This window comes from Roseobacter sp. TSBP12, from assembly GCF_009129705.1.
GTDB lineage: Bacteria > Pseudomonadota > Alphaproteobacteria > Rhodobacterales > Rhodobacteraceae > Celeribacter > Celeribacter baekdonensis_A.
This window is the reverse complement of record NZ_PYIB01000045.1, coordinates 13,272-32,380: the sequence shown is the minus strand read 5'-3', so window position 1 is coordinate 32,380 and position 19,109 is coordinate 13,272. Positions and strand designations below refer to the sequence as shown.

Below are 19,109 nucleotides of genomic sequence, written 5' to 3'. Positions count from 1 at the left end.
GGGGTTATTTCATGCCCGACAGCGTGATGCCGTCGATGAAACGGCGCTGCGCCAGCAGGAACGCGACGACGAGCGGCACAGCGATGATCGTTGCACTGGCCATCATCGGACCGTAGACGTCGCCGCCCAGATCGCCCTTGAATTCGCGAAGACCCAAGGGCGGCGTAAACAGGCTGCGGTCACCGGTGATCACGATGCGCGGCCAGAAATAATCGTTCCAATGCGCCACGACCGAGAAGATCGCAAAGGCCAGAAGCGCAGGGATCGCAGTGGGCAACATGACGCGCCAGATGATCGCGAACTCGCCCATCCCATCCATGCGCGCGGCATCAATCAGATCATCGGGCACGGTCATGAAAAATTGCCGCATCAGGAAAATGCCAAAGGCCGACACGATCCACGGCAGGATGAGGGCGGCGTAGCTGTTTGTGAGGCCCAGTTTTGCCAGCATCAGATAAAGCGGCAGCGCGATGGCATGGACCGGGATCAGCAGGCAAAACAACACGAGGGCAAAGGCGGCATCGCGCCCCCAGAACTTAAGCTTGGCCAACGCATAGGCGGCAGGCACGGCGATCAACGTTTGCAGCACAAAGATCGAGGCGGTGACGATCACCCCGTTTAGAAGGTAGCGCCAGAGCGGCGCGGCGGTGAACGCTTGGCTATAGTTGTCACGTACCGGGCGCACGAGGCACTCGGTCTCGTTGCCGCCCAGTGCCAGGCAGGTCGGATCGGGAAACAGCGCCTGCGACCCGAACACACCTCCGGTGCCCGTGGCAATCTCTGCGGGCGATTTGAATGAGGTCGAAATCATCACATAAAAGGGCAGCAGAACGATGATCGCGCCGAGGATCAAAAGCCCATGGGCCAGCGTCTGGCGGGTGGAAAAGCGATAGGTCATTGGTAATGCACCTTACGTTCGACAAAGCGGCGCTGCGCCACGCTGATCAGCATGACAAAGGCCAGAAAGAGGATGGTGATGGCCGCCCCCAGCCCGACGAGGTTCTGCGCAATACCTTTCTCGTAGATCGCGTAGATCATCACATAGGTGGATTTTGCGGGCCCGCCGTGGGTGAGGGCTTCGACCGTGTCAAAGACCTGAAATGAGCGGATCATCGTGATGGTGACGACAAAGACCGTCGTCGGTCCCAGCATCGGCCATGTGATCAGGCGAAACCGTTCCCAGCCACGTTTGACCCCATCCATAGAGGCCGCGCCGTAAAGATCGTTGGGCACCGAAGTGAGGCCCGCAAGATAGAGCACCATGTTGAAGCCAAAGCTCTGCCAGATGCCGATGAACGCCAACGTATAGAGCGCATAGTCGCGATCTCCGAGCCAAAGCGGAAAGCCATCGATACAGCTGCGTGCAAACCAGGACCACAGTTCCAGCGGCGTGCCACACCCCATCGCAAGCGTGCGGTTCACGATCCCCAATGTCGGGTGCAGAGCAAATTCCCACACGATCGCCATGGCCAGAAGCGAGGCCATGACCGGCAGGAAATAGACAGTTTTGTAAAACGACTGTCCCACATTGAGCGAGCGGATCAAAAGCGCCGCCCCCAGGCCCAGAAACACCGAAGCAGGGACCACCAGCGCGACATAAAGCACTGTGGCCACGATCATTTTGCGGTAGGAAGAGCCGGTAAAAATGTCGATGTAATTGCGCAGGCCCACCCAGTCGATGCTTGGGCGACCCAGCGTGTAATCGGTGAGCGACAGGAGTGCGGCGACCCCCACCGGCACAATCAGAATGAGGATCAGCAACACCAGCGCCGGGGCAAAGAGCACCATCCTGCACGGGCTTGCCGTCGCTCGGGGTGCTCGGGGCGCACGCTCCGCTGTTGGTTCGGAACACTCTTCGTAAGAGAGGCGAGATCAGACATGGCGTGCCACCTTGTCATGGACGTTGTCATGGACCTTGTTCTGGGCGCCGACAGGGGCGGCTTTGCCAGCGCTGTCAAAGCCGCAAATCCGTTCGGGCGCGGCGGTAAGACGCATCACGTCACGCACCTTGACGTGCCCGCGCGCCGAAGACGGCAATCGGACGGTCACAGGCATTGGCACACCGGCTGCGTCAAGGTGCACGAACAGGTCCGAGCCGAGGTTCTCGATCAACCGCACACGGCCCACAACCAACTCGCCCTCTTCGCAGGGCACAAAGGCCTCAGGGCGCACACCCAGATGCTCGATGGCGGGACCGTTTGCACGCAGACCAGTGGCCATGTCACACAGGTGGATCGTGCCGCTGGCGTCGGTGTCGACCGGCAGGATGTTGATCGCGGGCGAGCCAATGAATTGCGCCACGCGAAGGTCTTGCGGGTGGTCGTAAAGCGCGTCAGGCGTGCCGACTTGCAGCAACTCGCCCTCCATCATCACCGCAATCCGATCGGACATGGTCATCGCCTCGGCCTGATCGTGGGTGACATAGACAAAGGTTGCACCAAGCCTGCGGTTAAGCTGGGCGATCTCTGCGCGCATATGCACGCGCATTTTGGCGTCGAGATTGGACAGTGGCTCGTCAAGCAGGAACGCAGAAGGGTCGCGCACCAGTGCCCGGCCCAGGGCCACCCGCTGACGCTGGCCACCGGACAATTGCCCCGGCTTGCGGTCGAGCAGATGCGCAATATCAAGCATCTCGGCCGCCTCGCGCACGGTGGTGCCAATCGCGGCGCGGATCGTCCGGCTGCCCGGCAAGACGCGCCCGATCAGCGGCAACCGCTGTGCGCTCGACAGACGGCGCATGGTCAGCGGCACGGCGATGTTTTCGGCCACGCTGAGATGCGGATAAAGCGCGTAGCTTTGAAACACCATGGCCAGATCGCGATCTGCGGCATGCAGCCCGTCGACGGGTGTACCACCAATCGTCACCGATCCGCTGGTCTGGCTTTCGAGACCCGCCAAAATCCGCAACAGAGTGGATTTTCCGCACCCCGACGGTCCGACAAGCGACAAAAATTCGCCGTCCGCGATGTCAAGCCCGACGCCTTTGAGCACATCGGTGTCGCCAAAGGACTTTCGGATGTCTCGGAATTGGATAGTCGCCATGACGGCCCCCTTCGCTCTGTTCGGGGCTTCATAGGAAGTTTCTGCAACAGTCATGTTACGGTTACAGGAAGTTCCTATAGGTCTCACATGAAGACCTTGTTGCCCAAAGAGGCGCTTGCCGCCCTGACCTTTGCTCGCCTGCGCGCCCTCAACGGTGTGATGGAAACTGGTAGCTTTTCGGCTGCCGCGCGGCGCATGGACGTCTCGCAGGCGACGATCAGCCAACAGGTGCGCAATCTGGAACATGCGCTGAATGCGGAATTGTTCAAACGGGTGGCCAACGACATGGTGCCCACCAAACTTTGCCAGGACATCTACAAGACATCACGAGAGATCGAGGATGCGGGAGAACGCATTGCGAAAACCCTGTCGCAACACAGTACATTAGAACAGGGCGAACTGCGTGTGGGTTTGGGAAATCCTTTGCCGGGTATGGCGTTGATTGCGGCGTTTCAGGACCATTTCCCGAATGTGAACGTGAACATCGAGATGGGAAGCTGGGGCAAGATCGTACAAGCCGTGACCGAAGGTCGGGTTGATGTCGCGGTTTTGCCCGAGGTGCCCGACCAGCCACGCTTCAAACGGCGCAAGATTCAGAGCCAGTCCGTGGTGGTGATCGTCCACCCCGAGCACCCGTTGGCGGCTCAGACCGAAGTGAGTTGTCGCGATCTTATGCGGGAACGGCTGATCATGCGCACGGCGGGCTCCTCGACCCAGCGCGTTGTCGATGAAGCCTTTCAAAAGGCGGGGCTGTCTCCGCGTGCCTCCATCGTTCTCGACACCCGCGACGGGGTTCTGGATGCGGTCGCACATCGGCTTGGGGTTGGCTTTATGTGGAACAAAGGCGCCAGCCGCCAGGACGGTTTCATCCAGATCCCATGCCGGGAAATGCATCTTGAACGGTCCGATTACGTCTTTACCCTGCGGGCGACCAAAGGCACCTTGCCGGAGGTGTTCTTTGCGTTCGATCGCCGTGGATTATGAGGTCTCAGCGTGGCGCATGTTCACAACGCATGTGCGCTTATTGCTGATCGCGCAAAGACCCTCCCAACCGCCGCGCAGATCCCGGCATCACCGGCGGCAAGAAGGCCGTTACATCGAACCACGGCGTTTGATGGCCTCTTCCGCGATCAAAGCGGTGAGACGGAAAAACCCATGCACCATTTTCGTGTAAGGCAGCAGCAGAAACAGCGTCGCCACGGCACCGAGATGAAGCACCAGAAGCGTCGGCATCGCGGCACTTCCCGTTGCGGCATATAGCGCCAGCCCCGACGCGGCAGTGAAACCCAACAATGCGATAAAGCCCATCTCGCCGCCCCAGACCCGTTTGGCGCCGAGTTCAGGGTCCGCTTTGGTTTTGAGCCAACCCAGACCAATCGTCCCGATCACCAAGAGGATACCTCCGGTGACACCGAACATCTTGGGCAGGCTCATGAGGGGATAAGGCGCTTTGAGGTCGAGGAGGTAGTGCATCAATGTCGCGACAGAGGTGGCGGCAAAGCAGAGCAGAAAGCCGAACAAAACCGCCTGATGGAACCAGCGCCGTGCATCGGTGTAGCGATCTTCGCGCTCGAAATTACAGCCCTGCCCCTGCCCGCCATTGAGGTTTTTGAGCTGCCCCGCCTGTTTGAACGCGATGAAAACATCGCTCAACACCATCTTCGGCGCGCCTGTTTCCGTCCAATACCGTCTCAGCCCCACGGCCACGGCATATAAGGGCAAAAGGAACGCAGGCGCAAAGAGCGCCACCATCAGGTTATGCGACAGCTCGGCGTAGAACCCTTCGCCACTGACCGGCCGCATCACGGAGATCAGAGCCATCAGCAGGGCAAACCCAAGCACAAGCACCCCGGCGATGGCGACACCGCTGCGATGGAACGCCTTGGCCAGAACCTGTGGTCCCACCAAGCGTTCCCAACTGTCTTGGCGCACCTCGGCCAAGGCTGCCGGGATGTTAAGCGCAAATTCATGCGGCTCGGTGTATTGGCAGGAGTAGTAGCAGCCCCGACAATTGTGGCACAGGTTTGCCAAATGGGTCAGGTCGCCATCGGCAAAGGCTTTTTCCCGCGTCATGGCGGGGAAAACCGAACAGAACCCTTCGCAATAGCGGCAGGCATTGCAGATCTCGATCTGGCGGCGGGCTTCGGAAAGATGGGTGTCAAGCGACATGCTGCGCCTCCTGAGAAAGGACAATTTTGGCGGCCTCTTGCCCGGCAATCCGCCCGAACACTGTGCCGATGGTCATGCCAAAGCCCGCAAGGTACCCTTGGCCAAGGATCGAACCCGCCATGATCTCGCCCGCCGCGAACACATTCGGGAGCGGACCATTTGTGGTTTGCACACGGGCGTCATGTCCGGTTTTCAAACCGAGATAGGTAAAGGTCACACCGGGGCGGAGTTGATAGGCATAGAACGGCGGGTGACTGATCGTGCGCGCCCAATTGGTTTTGGGCGGGGTGAGGCCGGTGGTAGACAGACCGTCCAGTTCGGTGGGCGTGAAATCGCCCTCGGTGCAGGCGGCATTAAAGGTCTCGACGGTTTGGACCAGCGCGTTGGGATCAAGCCCAAGTTTGTCGGCCAGATCGTCAATCGTGTCGGCCTGCACCGGCGGAAACACCGAGGGCATGAACAGATCGCGCGAACGCGCATCAATGATGGCATAGCCGACCTGATCGGGCTGACCCGCCACAAGCCGCCCCCAGATCGCATAGCGTTTGGGCCAAACATCCTCGCCCTCATCATAGAACCGCTCACCATCCCGGTTCACCACGATCGAGAATGGCACACAGTCAAGCCGCGTCACGATCCCACCGTCAAATTTCGGCGCGCGGCCATCAATCGCAACCGCGTGGCATTGGGTCGGATCGCCAACACTCTCACAGCCCTGATCAAGCATGTCGCGCAGCACTACGCCGCGATTATAGGGCGTGCCGCGGATCAGGAAATTCGCCGCCGCAGGCCCCCATGCGCGGGTGAGCCATTCAAGATCGGATTGGAACCCGCCCGAGGCCAGCACTACGGCGCGCCCCTTGATCTCAACCGTATCGCCCCCCGCAAAGGACACTGCGACATGGGAGAAACAGTCCCCGACCATCCCGATATGCGACACCTGCGCATCGTATTTCACAGTGACCCCAAGATCCTGCGCAGTATTGTAATAGGCGTTGACCAGTGCCTTGCCGCCGCCAAGAAAGAACGCATTCGTTCGCGATAAAGACAGCGTGCCGGAGAGTGAAGGCTGGAACCGCACACCATGCGCCTCCATCCACGGCAGGCATTCTTCAGACGCACGGATGGCGTGGCGGGCGAGGGATTCGTCCGTTTTGCCCTTGGTGACCAGCATCAGATCGTTGAAGTACTCGTCTTCGTGATAGGCCCCGGTCAGCACCGAAAGCGGGCCTTGATGCATGCAGCGGAAATTGCGGGTGTGGCGCGAATTGCCGCCGCGATAGGTTTTGGGCGCGCCTTCCAGAATAAGCACTTTTGCGCCCGCTTCGGCGGCGGTGATGGCCGCGCAAAGCGCCGCGTTGCCGCCACCGACAACAATCACATCCCACACGGTGTCTTTAACCGATTTCACCTCTTTAACCGTTTTCACCATTGCTCAATCCTCCTCAATGGCACGCTCACGCGCACGCAATCCTTTGAGCCGCGCCCGCTGAGCGGCCTCGATATGGGCCCGCATTTCGGCTTCGGCGCGCACACCATCGCGCGCGTTCAGCGCCGCCATGATCCGCCCGTGTTCTCCGACCGCGCTCTGCGCGCGGTCGGCATCCAACAGAGTGGTCGGGCCAAGGATCATCATCGTCTTTTGCAAACTGCTGATGGATTTGATGAGAAACCGGTTCTTCGCGGCGTCTTGCAAAATCATATGGAACTGGCGGTTGATTTCTGCGGCTTTCGCCTGATGACCAATGGCCTCTGCGAACTCGGCATTGAGCGCCGTCAGCTCAGACAGCTCCACCTCGGAGGCCGCGCGCGCCGCGAGCCGTGCCGCTGTGCCTTCCAGAACCGCACGCATTTCGTAAAGCTCCATGATCTCGGCATAGCCCAATGCGCGCACAGTCGCTCCAAGACGCGGCTGGTGCACGACAAGCCCGTCACCCTCAAGCAGTCGCATCGCCTCGCGCACCGGCGTACGGGACAGGCCAAGGCGCTCTGCAATCTCGACTTCGCGTAGCCGCATTCCCGGTTCGAGAACGCCATTGCGAATCTCCTCAAGCAAGCGGCGATAGGCGCTTTGGCCCTGAGGAATTTCGTCGGTGTGGTCTGACATATCTGACCTCTTGTGATTTTGTATCCTAGTGGATACATTCGGATACACATCATGTCAACCAGATGAGGCCCATATGATCCATCGCTTGCTCTCATCCCACCCAATCGCCCTACGGCGGCTGAAAACCATGGCGATTGCGCTGAGCGGAGCGGGGATTTTCATCGCTCTGGGTCTGCCCCTGCCCTTTCTGTTCGGTCCGCTTCTGGCCTGCCTCATTGCCGCCCTCGCGGGTCAGTCCCTGCAAGGCATGGGCCAGGTTTCGGTGGCGGCGCGCACGATTCTGGGGGTGGCGGCGGGGGCCTCAATCACCCCAGACGTCGTGCACGCCCTCCCCAAAATGGCGCAAACCGTGGCACTGGTTCCGGTCTTTGTCGGGCTGATCGCCTTGGTTGGACTGCCGTATTTCCGCGCCCTCGGATATGATCGGGTCACCGCTTGGTATGCGGCCATGCCCGGCGGATTGCAGGACATGGTGGTGTTTGGCCAAGAAGCGGGCGGCGACGCACGCGCGCTCTCACTGATCCATGCGACACGGGTTTTGATCATCGTGACCTTGGCCCCGATCATTGCCGTGCAACTCTACGGCGTTGGATTGAGCAACCCGATCGGCCTGCCTGCACGTGAGCTTCCATGGGATCAGATTGGGCTGATGGCCTTTGCGGCATTGGTCGGATGGAAAGTCGCCGAGAGGTTTCATCTGTTCGGTGCATCAATCCTTGGACCAATGATCTTGGCGGCCACCCTGTCCCTCACCGGTCTTTTGCATATGCGCCCGCCGCGCGAGGCGATTCTGGCCGCGCAGCTTCTGATCGGCATCGGCATTGGTGTCTGTTACGTCGGGGTGACATGGCGCGAACTGAGGCGCTTTGTTGTCTCAGGCGTGGTGTTCGTCGCCCTGCTCGCCGCCCTCTCGGCGGGGTTCACTGAGGCGATCACCTTGCTGCATCTGGCACCCCCGGTGGATGCGTTCCTGGCCTTCGCGCCCGGCGGACAGGCCGAGATGACCGTGCTGGCCATCGTCACCGGGGCGGATTTGGGATTTGTGATCGTTCACCACCTGACGCGGGTGATCATCGTGATCCTGGGCGCGCCGATTGCGGCCAAGATTATCCTGCGACGAGATTGATGGGTGCGCCTGATGTATAGGCGTTGATCTGATCGTAGATTTCACCGAATTGCAGATCGAATTCATCGCGCGTGACAAACCCAATATGTGGCGTGGCGATCACGCGCGGGTGGGTGAGCAGCGGGTCATTCGAGTCAAGCACTGGTTCGACGTCAAAGACATCAAGGGCGGCCATCGCCGGACGTCCTTTGGTAAGCGCGGGCAACAGCGCACCGACCTCGATCAACCCGGCGCGGGAGGTGTTGACCAAAACGGCATCCGCACGCATCTGGGCAAGGTCTTTCGCGGTGACAATGCCACGGGTCTGCGGCACCAACCGTAAATGCAGCGAAATCACATCCGCCCCGCCGAAAAACGCCGCGCGGCTTTCGGGCACGGTCTCGCCTGCGGCCACAAGAGCGGCCCGCCGCGCCGCGCTGCCCCACCAAATCACCTCCATACCAAAGGCGCGGGCATATCCGGCGACGAGTTGCCCAATGCGGCCCGCCCCATAAATCCCTATGGTGCGTCCTCGCAGCGAACGGCCCACACCCGCCTGCCACTGTCCGGCTTTCAGCGCCGCCATTTGCGCGGGCAGATCGCGCATCGCGCTCAGGATCAACGCCCATGTCAGCTCCGCCGCAGAATGGTTCGGCGCGGCATCGGATTTTTGCGAACAAAACGCGATGCCAAGATCGGTGCAGGCCTGTGTATCGACATGGGGCCAGGCCCCGCGCGCAGAAATCAACCGGAGATTCGGCAAACGCTCAAGCAGGCTTCGGGTGATCTGTGTGCGCTCGCGAAACAAAACCAACGCCTCGGCTTGGGCAAGGCGTTGGGCAAGGATCCCCTCGGAGGCGCTGTCAGTCCAGACCGTGACCTCATGACCCGAAAGACGGGCAAAGGAGGGCAAACTGCGCAGCGTGTCCGACCAGTCATCCAGCACATGCACCCGCATCTCGATCTCCTTTACGCTTTGCCGTCCCAGATCGAAGAAGGCACGAAAACTTCGCCGCGCGCAAGCAGACGCGCGGTGCGGAGCAGGCCCGCAGATTTCAGATGAAAGCCCGTGTCATCCGAGGCATAGTCAACGGTCACGTCAATCTCGCCGCTCGCATGTTCGATCCGCACCAACGCGGGGCTGCCGGAGGGGGGGGCGAACAGTCCTTCGGCCACGGTGCCGGGGGTCAGGACGCAAGAGGCAAGGCATTGCGCGCCGGTCACCGCCATCGTCGGGTGGCAATTCCACGGCATGAAATACCGTGCGGTGATCGTGCCACCATGGCGGGGGGCGGCCAGCAGGGCAAATTTCGGGGTCACCGATTTGGACACATCCCCCATCCCCATACGCCTGCCCGCCTCAAGGCGGATCGGCTCCATCCGCGCGTAAAACGCACGGTTCGCGTCCAACTCTTCGGCGCTTTCATATCCGGTCAGACCAAAGTCAGAGGCGCGTGCGATCGCAATCGGCATCGCCACATCCATACATGTCACCTCAATCCCGTCGATCACATCGCGCACCGCCCCCGTGGGCAAAAGCGCCCCTGTGGCGGAGCCGACGACATCCATAAAATTCAGATAAATCGGAGCCGATGTGCCCGGCACACCGTCAACTTTCGCCTCGCCCTCATAGCTCACGCGCCGTTCGGGGTGGACACGACCGCCTCGACGCGCGCGCCGGTGTTGACCGACCGGATTCGGACACGCGTTTCGTCACCGGTCGGCGTGATCAGGCCCATTTCGATCGCGGCAGGGCCGACACCCGAAAGGATATTGCCGCAGGTCGGCTTGTAATCCACCAGCCGATCCTCGACCGACACCTGGGCGAAAAATAGTCGATATCGACCCCCGGAACATCGGATTTCGACAACATCGCAACCTTGGTCGTCACCGCAGCGCCGCCACCGATGCCATCAATATTGAGCTTTTGCCCCGAACCGAGGACCGCGACCAAAACGCCCGACAGCGTATCGTGATCTTCGGGCAGATCAGCGCGGTTGAAATACGGCCCGCGCGAGGTCCCGCCGCGCAACAAAAGATAGGGGATTGCAGTTTGGGTCATGTCACACCTTCGGCAAAAAATGAGTGTGCCCCCCGACAGCGTCGGAGGGCTGGTCAATGTGGGATCAGCGGAAGGGCCAAGGCAGATCGAGATAGGACTGCGCCAGACCCGAGGGGAAATTGAGCGAGAGCATCTTGGCGATCAGCAAGATAAAGGCCGCCGCTGCCGCCGTCATGATCAGCGTCTGAAGGGGCTTGGCCCGCGCCCTCACATGCAGGAACGCCACGAAGAACAGGATCATCGCGAGGTAAAAGCCGATCAGCGCTGAGGCCAGAACCAACCCGCCGATCCAAAACGCCCCGCCCCAAAGCCCACCGATTCCGGCTTTGCCGACCGTCTCACCATCCAACTCACTGTCGTAATGCGAGACATGACCACGATGCCCAGCGATCAGTTCCGGCAGCAGCCACAGGGCCATCGCCAAACCCACCACAGCCACGGAGGCGGGGAAGACGGCGGCAAGGAAACTTTGGTCAAGCGCGTCCTTCAGCCCGGCGATCAAGAGTCCTACAATCATCAGCGCAAAGATGATTTGCGGAGCGCGGCTGGTCCAACGGCCTTCGTGTTCGTCGGTATCTTTGGACGCCGAGACGACATGCCCGGTGTCGTCCACGCGTTTGCGAATACCAAAGATCACCGAGGCGAGTGTCAGCACACCGATGATGATCACCCCCGGACGGGTCACGAAGGACCAATCGTAGAACTGCACCGCTTGATACAGGTAGGTTTCGGATTGCGGGGCCAGCACGAAGCCGATCAGCATCGCAGGGCGCGGCCAAGCAAAGCGTTTCATCAAGATACCGAGCAAACCCAGGGACAGGAGCGCCAATAGATCGCCAATGTCACGGGTCGCCTGGAACGCTGCAAAGCAGATGAGCGTGATCATGAACGGTGCCAGCAACGGAAAGCGGATCTGGGTCAGGCGCGAGATTGGAATCGCGAGCAAGAGACAGATCCCCGCGCCCATCACGTTGGCGAGCGCCAATGACCAGATCACCGAATAGGTGACATCGAGGTTTGTGGTGACCATCGCCGGTCCGGGTTCCATGCCCAAAAGCACCATCCCGCCCAAAAACACCGCCATCGACCCCGATCCGGGAATGCCGAACAGCATCGTCGGCAGCAAAGCCCCGCCCTGCATCGCGTTGTTCGCACTCTCAGGGGCCACAACGCCGCGCGGATCGCCTTTGCCGAAATTTTCAGGATTTTTGCAGGTCTGGACCGCGTGCCCATAGGCGATCCAATCGACCACCGAACCGCCAAGCCCCGGAATGGCGCCAATCATACAGCCCATGCCCGAACAGCGGATGGACAGCCAAATGTTGGAATACCAATCGCGAAACCCCTTCGCCCAGCCGGAGCCAAGCGGCGGGCGATCCGAAATCGAGGCGTTGCGGCGCAAAAGATCGGAAATCTCGGGGACGGCAAACAGGCCAAGGCCAATCACGACAAGAGGAATGCCGTCGTACAGATAGCCCATGCCGAACGTCATGCGGAACTCGCCCGTCGCGGGCGCCCCCCCAATCGAACCGATCAGCAAACCCACCGCACAGGCCGCGAGGCCTTTTGCCAAAGAACGCCCGGCCAGAACTGCCACCATCGACAGGCCGAACAGCGCCAACATGAACAGTTCAGCCGAGCCGAACATCAAGATCAAGGGCCGCGCCACAACGACAAAACCGGTCAGCACAACGGCCCCGAATATCCCGCCAAACATTGACGAGATAAAAGCCGCAGACAGCGCCCGTGCCGCCTGGCCTTGGCGAGCGAGCGGGAAGCCGTCGAGCACCGTCGCCTGCGAGGCAGAGGAGCCGGGAATCCCCATCAACACGGAAGAGAACGTATCCGATGTGGGGATCACCGCAACGAGGCCGATCAGCATCGCCAGAGCAGAAATATCGTCCATCCCGTACAGAAAGGGCATCAACAAAGAGAGGCCGGCGATGCCTCCCAATCCGGGGATCACCCCGATTACGAGTCCAACTGTCACGCCGATGAGCATGTAAAGCAGATGATCGAAAGTCATGAGCGCAGAGAGCGCTGCCAATAGGGTATCGGCCACGGGGAAGTCCTCCGGGGAAATTCAGTGTATATGTGTGGAAAAGGGGGGGTGACGGCAGACCTGCGATCACCCCCGACGTTTGACCCGGCTTTGGGGTTATTCGCCGAGCTTCACGCCATAGTGCGCGCCGAGCATATCGACGACATTCTTGCGGTTTTGCGTCGAAATGGTCGTGCCCATCTCAAACAGCCCTTCTGCTTTGCCGCCTGTGACCTGCTCGTAGGACCCGAGGACGGCTTGTTTATTCGCCAGATACTCGGGATCTTGCTTCATTGTCTCAAAGGCCGCATTGAAAGCCGCCACGATATCGTCTGGCGTGCCTTTGGGCAGAACCGCCATTTTCTGGGCCGGGAACCCCGCGATGAAGAAGGCCACAAAGGCATCGTAATCGTCGCCTTCGGGCGCCATGCCCGTCAGCATTTCATAGGCTTCGGGGAAGCTCGGAATATCCGGGAAATTCGGGTCGCGCACGATGGTGCCTGCCTCATCCAACACCCCCCATGAGAACAGCGGAACAGCTTGTCCTGCCTCGACCAAAGGCTGTACGTTTTTGATGTAGGCCGAGGAGGTTTGGTAGTCGATGTTCGTTTCACCACGTTCAAACGCCAAACGGCCATCGCCGCGCCCTTTGAACCCGAACACATGCTGCACATCCAAACCCATAAGTTTGAATCCAAGCAACGGCACCAGATCAAGCGAGGTGGCCCCTTGGCTTGCATATGTGAGCTTTTGACCTTTCAGCTTTGCAAGATCTGCCACGGCTTCAACGCCGGTTGACGGGGAGGTATAGACCACACCGCCGGTTGGCGCGGCCATGGCGATTTTCCAGTCTTTATATTCGTATTTGACGCGCGGATCACCGAGCAGATACGGGAATTGCGTAGACCCCGAGGTCCCAAGCAAGGTCAAGCCGTCGGGCTTGGCGCGCACAGCAAACAGGTTTGCCCCTTTTGTCGATCCGCCACCGGGTTCGTTGACGACAACAACGGTCGGCTGACCCGGCAAATATTTCGACAGCAAAGGTGCGTTGAACCGCGCCCATGTATCCGATCCGCCCCCTGCCGAGAACGGAATGATCCATTCGATCGTTTTTCCAGAAAAATCCACTTCGGCCCAAGCCGGCGACGTCATCATCGCACCAGCGGTCGCCAAAGCCATGCCCAACGCTTTGCGGCGGGTCATTTTAAAATCGGTCACGTGTTGTCCTCCCATTCTGCATTTTTGATCGCCGATGTTTAAGCGATCACAACGCCCTTGCTTTCTCCTCTCAAGCGCGCCTTGTTAGGGTTATAGCCAGCCAACCTGTCCAAATCCTGTCCGAGGCGAAATGCGTATTGCAATCATCGAAGATAATGAGAATTTAGCAAAGGGGATAAAAAATTCTCTTGAAGATCAAGGTCTTGGTGTGAACTGGATCGCGAACGGAATTGAGGGCGCTGCGTTTTTGCGCCAAGAGAACCCTGATGTTGCGATCATTGATGTCAACTTGCCGGGACAGGATGGCCTGTCGATTGTACGCGAAATACGCCAACGAGGTGATACGATTCCGGTGTTGATTCTGACCGCCATGGGCAAGACGTCCGAGCGGGTGATGGGGCTTGAGGCGGGGGCGGACGACTATTTGGTCAAGCCTTTCGAGATGGCGGAACTGATCGCAAGAGTGCGCGCCTTGGCCCGCCGCAGGCCAATTTTGCAATCCCCCACAACAGAGATCGGCGCACTCCGTTATCACTCTCAACGCCGCACATTACAGGGTCCTGCAGGGGATCTGGAGCTGCCACGGCGTGAGTTGGCCCTGTTCGAATGCCTGCTCGACAACCGTGGCCGGATCATCTCGCGCGATCGGATTTCTGACACGCTCTATGGCACCGGTGCCGAGATTGATTCCAATGCGATTGAACTTTTGGTGTCGCGACTGCGACGCAAACTGGACGGCTCCGGTGTCCTTATTCGGACAGCCCGCGGCCTTGGCTATATGCTTGACGAGGAAAAGCCGTGAAACTGCGCCTCCGCCGTCTGGCCCTGCGCGAGCGCCTGTTTTTGATGATTGTTGCGCCGCTCGTGCTGGTCGCCATTCTGGCAAGCGTTGCGCGGTATCTCCAATTCACCAATGTGTCGCGGCAAGTCTATGACAACACCCTCTATTCTATCGCGCTCACGATCTCCCGCGATGTGATGCAGTCGCAGGGTGACATGCTCACGACCCAGCTTTTGAATGCCATGACCAACGCCTTGGGAGATGAGATATTCTACCGCGTCACGGGGCCGAATGGGGCCTATGTCACCGGCTATTCCGATGCCCCGATTTCCTCCTTTTCGGCCGCGCTGGAGCCGGGCAAACCCAACTACTATGACAGCGTTGCCAACGGCGTTCCGGTGCGCGCATTGATCATGCAGGACTATGTGAACGAGAACGGCGGCAAAGGGTTGGCGACGGTTGAGGTCTGGCAGACGGTTTCGCAGCGAAAGGCACTGAGCCATGATCTGATCTTTCAAACCATGCTCTATTTCGCGATCCTGGTCTCGACCGCGGCTTTGACAGTCTGGTTCGGGATCACCTTCGGCTTGCGGCCTTTGCGCGAGTTGGAAGGGGCCATTTTGGCCCGCACCCCCGATGATCTCAAGCCAATCCGCCGTTGGGTGCCAGAGGAGCTGTCCACCCTCGTCGAAGCCATGAACAGCCTGTTCACCCGGCTCAACACCGCCTTCGCCCTGCGCGACGCCTTCATTTCGGACGCAGCACATCAGGTGCGAAATCCGATCGCCGCGATCCAAGCACAGGCAGAGGCGGCGATGACCGCGCCGACCGAGAAGGTTTTGCGCGAACGCATCGCCGATGTCGCAGATGTGGCGCGCCGGACGGGTCGGCTGACCCATCAGCTCCTCTCAATGGAACGTGTCAGAGGGCGCAAAATGCGCAGCCTCGCAAGCCCGATTGATATCGCCACAGCGGTCGAGGACACGACACGCAGTTTCGCCGAGCGGGTGATCACGCAAGGTGTGGCAGTGATCTACGAAGTGACGGGAGAGCGGCGACTGATACAGGCGGACGGCATTTTGATCAACGAAGTGCTGATGAACCTGCTCGACAACGCCGTGACCTACGCGGGAGAGACCCCGACAATCACCGTCACCCTGCGGTTTCTTGCGACTGAGGTTTGGCTTGAGGTTGCGGACGATGGTCCCGGCATCTCTGATCCCCTGCGCGAGAGAGTCTTTGATCGGTTTTTCCGCGCCGACCCCGACACGTTGCAAGGATGTGGCCTGGGCTTGGCAATCGTGCAAGACATCGCGCGCAGCCATAATGGCCGCGCCATCGTCCTTCCCGACACCAAGGGGTGTACCATTCGCGTCATCCTGCCGAATTGAAAACAATGGTGTTGTCACGTTTGTTTGAACGGCGCACCCTCGGCGTTCCCACCACATATTAGGGGTCCTGTCTTGTCTCGCTCGAGGCAACACCGCGCGCAAGGGACACAACAGGACCCGCAGAAACTGCGTTTATACAAAGACAAGGGACCCTATCGGTTTGCCTTCCAAGCGCAGACGGCGCAGGGCCTGATACACGCGGATGTTTTCCTCGACCTCATCGGGCTTCATGTCCAACGACAAGGTGGCCCGAGCGTCGTTGTCGCGCCCGTCGAGACCATACACGAGGGCAAGATTGCCGCGAACATAAGGCGCGGCCAGCGGATCTTTGACGAGTTCCTGTAAGATCGCCGTCCCTCGGATGATGTCCCCAGACAACGCAAGCGACAGGGCATAATTGCTCCGAAGGATGAAATTTGTCGGGTAATAGGACAGGCCGTCCTCATACACACCCTGCGCCTGTTTGTGCTGTGAAAGCGTGTCCAACGCGACACCTTTCCCGGTAAGGGCGGACACATTCCGTTGATCCACCCGAAGCGCTTTGTCATAAGCCTCCACGGCCATCTGCGAACGATGTTGGGCCAGGTAGACCCGCGCCAACGTTGTCAGAACGTCGGCATTGCTCGGCGCCAGTTCATGTGCCCGCAACAGGACCGCCTCGGCCCGGCTGTTTTGTCCCATCCGCGCGTAGCTGTTCCCCGCGCCCAACAGCGCAGGAACGGAGACGGGGTCGGCGACAAGAACTTTCTCGAACAATCGCGCGGCAGTCTCATTGTCACCGGCCTCAGAGGTCGCCTGTGCAAGGCGCAGCGTATCCGCGCCTGCCGTGACACTCCCCGCCCCGTCGTTGGACAGGTCCATGGTGCAAGCGGACAAACTGAACACGAGAAGAACAGGGACAAGGGCGCGGGTGATGTGAGAGAAAAAGGGCAATGGTTTACTCCGGTCGGGCTGATGAGGGCGGGTGTGAAGGGGGGCAGAAACATGTATCATCGGACAAGGGCAACCTTTCCGCAGGCGACGCCATCAAGGGTGAGGTCGGCCTGACCGATCCCGATGCCGAGCACATTCAAAACACCGTCGAGCAAGGCATCAATCGGCGTCAACAAAGCACCAAGCAATTTCCCCGGCAAAACGTCGAGTACAGAGTCCACAAGCGCGACAACCGGTGTCAGCAAAAGCGACAACAGCCCTCCAAGTAGGGATTGGCTTTGACTGCTGATGCTGATCTCCAAATTGTTGGGGTCCAGCAAGGATGCAACCGTCGAGGCCAGCAGGCTGCCGGACCCAACAGTTTTCGGGCTGCCCGCGATGTCGGACACGAGAAAATCAATCTGTGGCTGTAACGCATTGCCTGTCGCGGCATGGGCTTTCAATTGCAGGGTGAAGAGGTCAATCGTGATCAAAGCGAGGTTCAGCTCCAGATCCAAGAAGTCCGCAGGGCTAAGGTTGGCCGCGTCAAGCGGGGTGGTCGTGTCCTCAAAGGCCGGAGCATCGAATTCACCGATGAACAACTCAACCACATGCGTGCCGTTTGTTCCGGTGAAAGGGGTAAGCCCCGTGTCGAAACTGGCGATCCGATCGTTCGGGCCGCTCGCATCACAATAAAGATCCGTCAACGTCACTGTTGCACTTGCGATTTCGGCATAAATCGGCAGGCGTAAGGACAAGGCGGACACCCCCACCCCAAGCCCGCTGAGCAAGGATGGAGACAGATCAACGTCCAATTTCAGCCGCACCTGCGCGGTGTGGAGCGTCGCTCCGCGTTCGCCGAGGTTGATCCAGCTCGAATATGCCTCGCGTTCGCCGACAACGACAGCCAAATCCACATTGCCCAGAACATTTGGAATGGGCAGGCCGACATCGGCCTCGATCAGACGGTTTGCATTGACGATGTCGAGCGTTGCTTTCAGCACATCAAGCGCCGACACAGACACCGTGCCAAGACGATCCTCCAGTTGAATCGCCACGTTATCTCCGGAGATGCCGATCAGCTCAGACGCATTAAAAGACCCACATGCTGTACAATTCAGGATCGCCGTCAGCACATCTGTTGAACCCGAGACAAGCCCGGTGTCCAATAGCGCACCCGCCACATCAAGCAGATCGATCTCCGAGGTGAGTATCTCCGCATAATCAAGCGCAACAAGATCGGCCCGCACCGCCAACGCGTCCGTAAAGGTCAGAAGATCAATCTGTGTATCCAGCAAGGCTTGGTAATCCAAGAGAGAGAGCGACACGTTTGACCCAAGCGCCGCGCCGAGCAATGCGTTCAAGATACCGCCATCCAGATCGAGCAGTCGCGATCCAAGGCTGAAAGATGCAAAATCAAATCGTGCCGCCGTTGCAGACGCCGAAAGAGGGGTGCTGTCCGTGTCCAAAAACGTTTGAGAGAAAAACAAAGGTGCGGCACCCTTCAAAACAACCTCTGCCGCATTGACATCCACATCGGACAGATCGCGCGTCTCAAACCTGTCCTCTGCCGGAAGGGCGCTGTCATAAATGTAGCGACCGTATTCCAAAGACGTCAGCGCCGAAGCCTCAAGCCTATTGCCGATGACGGTCGCCTGAGCATGATCATCCGGCGTCCCACTCAAGTTCAAAACGGCACTGATTGCGGTCATATCCGCCTGTGTTTGCAAAGATTTTTGCCGAAAATACAGCGATCCGAGGTCGATCCCGATGGCCATAAAGCCCACAGCAACTGTCAGAAAAAGCGCGACGATGATCGCCACGGCACCGCCCTCTTGTGAGCTGTATTTGCGGAAACACGCTTTAATACGCAAGGTAGCTGCTCCGCGTAATATCCGTGATCCCGATGTTTAGAAAGCTGTCTGCAACCTCAACCGCTGTGCCACTGAGATCATAGGTCAACGTGATCTGAATGGCTGGCATGGTGCCCTCAATCATGTCGATATCGGCGGAAATATGGCTGGCATTCAAAAAGGAAAACCGCCCGCCCGGCGAAGTCAGAAAGCTTGTTGCACGTCCTTCTCTATCGGCAAGAAACGGTTCGCTGACAGAATACCGCGCCGCTTCGGCCGCGAATTGCTGTAGGCTATTGGCGATGGCGAAATACTGGCCAAAGCTGATGATCCCGAACAGGATGCTCAGCAACAGAGGCAGCACAAGCGCGAATTCGACCGCCGTCGCGCCGTCGTCTTCGCACCGATATCGTTGCACCCGTGTCACG

Annotated in this window: 16 protein-coding genes and 1 pseudogene; 4 read left to right on the top strand and 13 right to left on the bottom strand. The window is 59.4% G+C overall.

Annotation, left to right across the window (positions count from 1 at the left end; all coding sequences use genetic code 11):
- Positions 1-4 precede the first annotated feature (4 nt).
- The 3 genes from C8029_RS13780 to C8029_RS13770 all read right to left on the bottom strand — a co-directional run bounded on the left by C8029_RS13780 (position 5) and on the right by C8029_RS13770 (position 3,042).
- The gene (locus C8029_RS13780) at positions 5-898 is read right to left on the bottom strand and encodes a carbohydrate ABC transporter permease (protein WP_009572523.1); all 894 of its coding nucleotides are present in this window, start codon (positions 896-898) and stop codon (positions 5-7) included.
- On the bottom strand, positions 895-1,788 hold the full coding sequence (locus C8029_RS13775; RefSeq protein WP_009572522.1) for a carbohydrate ABC transporter permease: 894 nt from the start codon (positions 1,786-1,788) through the stop codon (positions 895-897). Before C8029_RS13775 ends, C8029_RS13780 begins: the two co-directional genes overlap by 4 nt.
- A gap of 84 nt (positions 1,789-1,872) precedes the next feature.
- Positions 1,873-3,042: an ABC transporter ATP-binding protein gene (locus C8029_RS13770; RefSeq protein WP_152003107.1), complete on the bottom strand. Its 1,170-nt coding sequence runs from the start codon at positions 3,040-3,042 to the stop codon at positions 1,873-1,875.
- Between the two features lie 87 nt (positions 3,043-3,129).
- Here C8029_RS13770 and C8029_RS13765 point away from each other — a divergent pair, with 87 nt between their 5' ends.
- Positions 3,130-4,026 carry a LysR family transcriptional regulator gene (locus tag C8029_RS13765; protein ID WP_009572520.1) on the top strand — a complete coding sequence of 299 codons (897 nt, stop codon included), beginning with the start codon at positions 3,130-3,132 and terminating at the stop codon, positions 4,024-4,026.
- Positions 4,027-4,134: 108 nt separating this feature from the next.
- On the opposite strand, the gene tcuB is transcribed toward C8029_RS13765, so the two are convergent.
- Genes tcuB through C8029_RS13750 form a run of 3 tightly spaced genes read right to left on the bottom strand, consistent with a single transcriptional unit; the run spans position 4,135 to position 7,318 of the window.
- Positions 4,135-5,211, bottom strand: a complete 1,077-nt coding sequence (tcuB, locus tag C8029_RS13760) for a tricarballylate utilization 4Fe-4S protein TcuB (protein WP_152003106.1) — start codon at positions 5,209-5,211, stop codon at positions 4,135-4,137.
- Positions 5,201-6,643, bottom strand: coding sequence for an FAD-dependent tricarballylate dehydrogenase TcuA (tcuA, locus tag C8029_RS13755; RefSeq protein ID WP_009572518.1), 1,443 nt, complete (start codon positions 6,641-6,643; stop codon positions 5,201-5,203). The genes tcuB and tcuA overlap by 11 nt, the downstream gene beginning before the upstream one ends.
- A gap of 3 nt (positions 6,644-6,646) precedes the next feature.
- The gene (locus C8029_RS13750; RefSeq protein ID WP_009572517.1) at positions 6,647-7,318 is read right to left on the bottom strand and encodes a GntR family transcriptional regulator; all 672 of its coding nucleotides are present in this window, start codon (positions 7,316-7,318) and stop codon (positions 6,647-6,649) included.
- A gap of 73 nt (positions 7,319-7,391) precedes the next feature.
- Between C8029_RS13750 and C8029_RS13745 the strand changes: the two genes are divergently transcribed.
- Entirely contained in the window at positions 7,392-8,444 is a 1,053-nt protein-coding gene (locus C8029_RS13745; RefSeq protein WP_009572516.1) for an AbrB family transcriptional regulator, read from the top strand.
- Here C8029_RS13745 and C8029_RS13740 read toward each other — a convergent pair.
- The 4 genes and pseudogenes from C8029_RS13740 to C8029_RS13725 all read right to left on the bottom strand — a co-directional run bounded on the left by C8029_RS13740 (position 8,425) and on the right by C8029_RS13725 (position 13,744).
- Positions 8,425-9,381: a D-2-hydroxyacid dehydrogenase family protein gene (locus C8029_RS13740; protein ID WP_009572515.1), complete on the bottom strand. Its 957-nt coding sequence runs from the start codon at positions 9,379-9,381 to the stop codon at positions 8,425-8,427. The two genes, C8029_RS13745 and C8029_RS13740, sit on opposite strands and share 20 nt — an antisense overlap.
- 11 nt (positions 9,382-9,392) lie before the next feature.
- Positions 9,393-10,485 (bottom strand): annotated as a pseudogene (locus C8029_RS13735) (4-oxalomesaconate tautomerase).
- A 64-nt stretch (positions 10,486-10,549) separates the two neighbouring features.
- The gene (locus C8029_RS13730; protein ID WP_198430616.1) at positions 10,550-12,511 is read right to left on the bottom strand and encodes a tripartite tricarboxylate transporter permease; all 1,962 of its coding nucleotides are present in this window, start codon (positions 12,509-12,511) and stop codon (positions 10,550-10,552) included.
- 132 nt (positions 12,512-12,643) lie between these two features.
- On the bottom strand, positions 12,644-13,744 hold the full coding sequence (locus C8029_RS13725) for a Bug family tripartite tricarboxylate transporter substrate binding protein (RefSeq protein WP_009572512.1): 1,101 nt from the start codon (positions 13,742-13,744) through the stop codon (positions 12,644-12,646).
- A 130-nt stretch (positions 13,745-13,874) separates the two neighbouring features.
- On the opposite strand from C8029_RS13725, the gene C8029_RS13720 reads away from it, so the two are divergent.
- Positions 13,875-14,546, top strand: a complete 672-nt coding sequence (locus C8029_RS13720) for a response regulator transcription factor (RefSeq protein ID WP_009572511.1) — start codon at positions 13,875-13,877, stop codon at positions 14,544-14,546.
- A complete protein-coding gene (locus C8029_RS13715) occupies positions 14,543-15,916 on the top strand; it encodes a sensor histidine kinase (RefSeq protein WP_009572510.1) in 1,374 nt (457 codons plus the stop codon). Before C8029_RS13720 ends, C8029_RS13715 begins: the two co-directional genes overlap by 4 nt.
- Before the next feature lie 132 nt (positions 15,917-16,048).
- Here C8029_RS13715 and C8029_RS13710 read toward each other — a convergent pair whose 3' ends face one another.
- The 3 genes from C8029_RS13710 to C8029_RS13700 are packed head-to-tail and all read right to left on the bottom strand — an operon-like array spanning position 16,049 to position 19,108.
- The gene (locus tag C8029_RS13710) at positions 16,049-16,849 is read right to left on the bottom strand and encodes a tetratricopeptide repeat protein (RefSeq protein WP_040402474.1); all 801 of its coding nucleotides are present in this window, start codon (positions 16,847-16,849) and stop codon (positions 16,049-16,051) included.
- A gap of 56 nt (positions 16,850-16,905) precedes the next feature.
- Positions 16,906-18,702, bottom strand: coding sequence for a Tad domain-containing protein (locus C8029_RS13705; protein WP_157789812.1), 1,797 nt, complete (start codon positions 18,700-18,702; stop codon positions 16,906-16,908).
- A complete protein-coding gene (locus tag C8029_RS13700; RefSeq protein WP_100220115.1) occupies positions 18,692-19,108 on the bottom strand; it encodes a TadE/TadG family type IV pilus assembly protein in 417 nt (138 codons plus the stop codon). The genes C8029_RS13705 and C8029_RS13700 overlap by 11 nt, the downstream gene beginning before the upstream one ends.
- Position 19,109 lies beyond the last annotated feature (1 nt).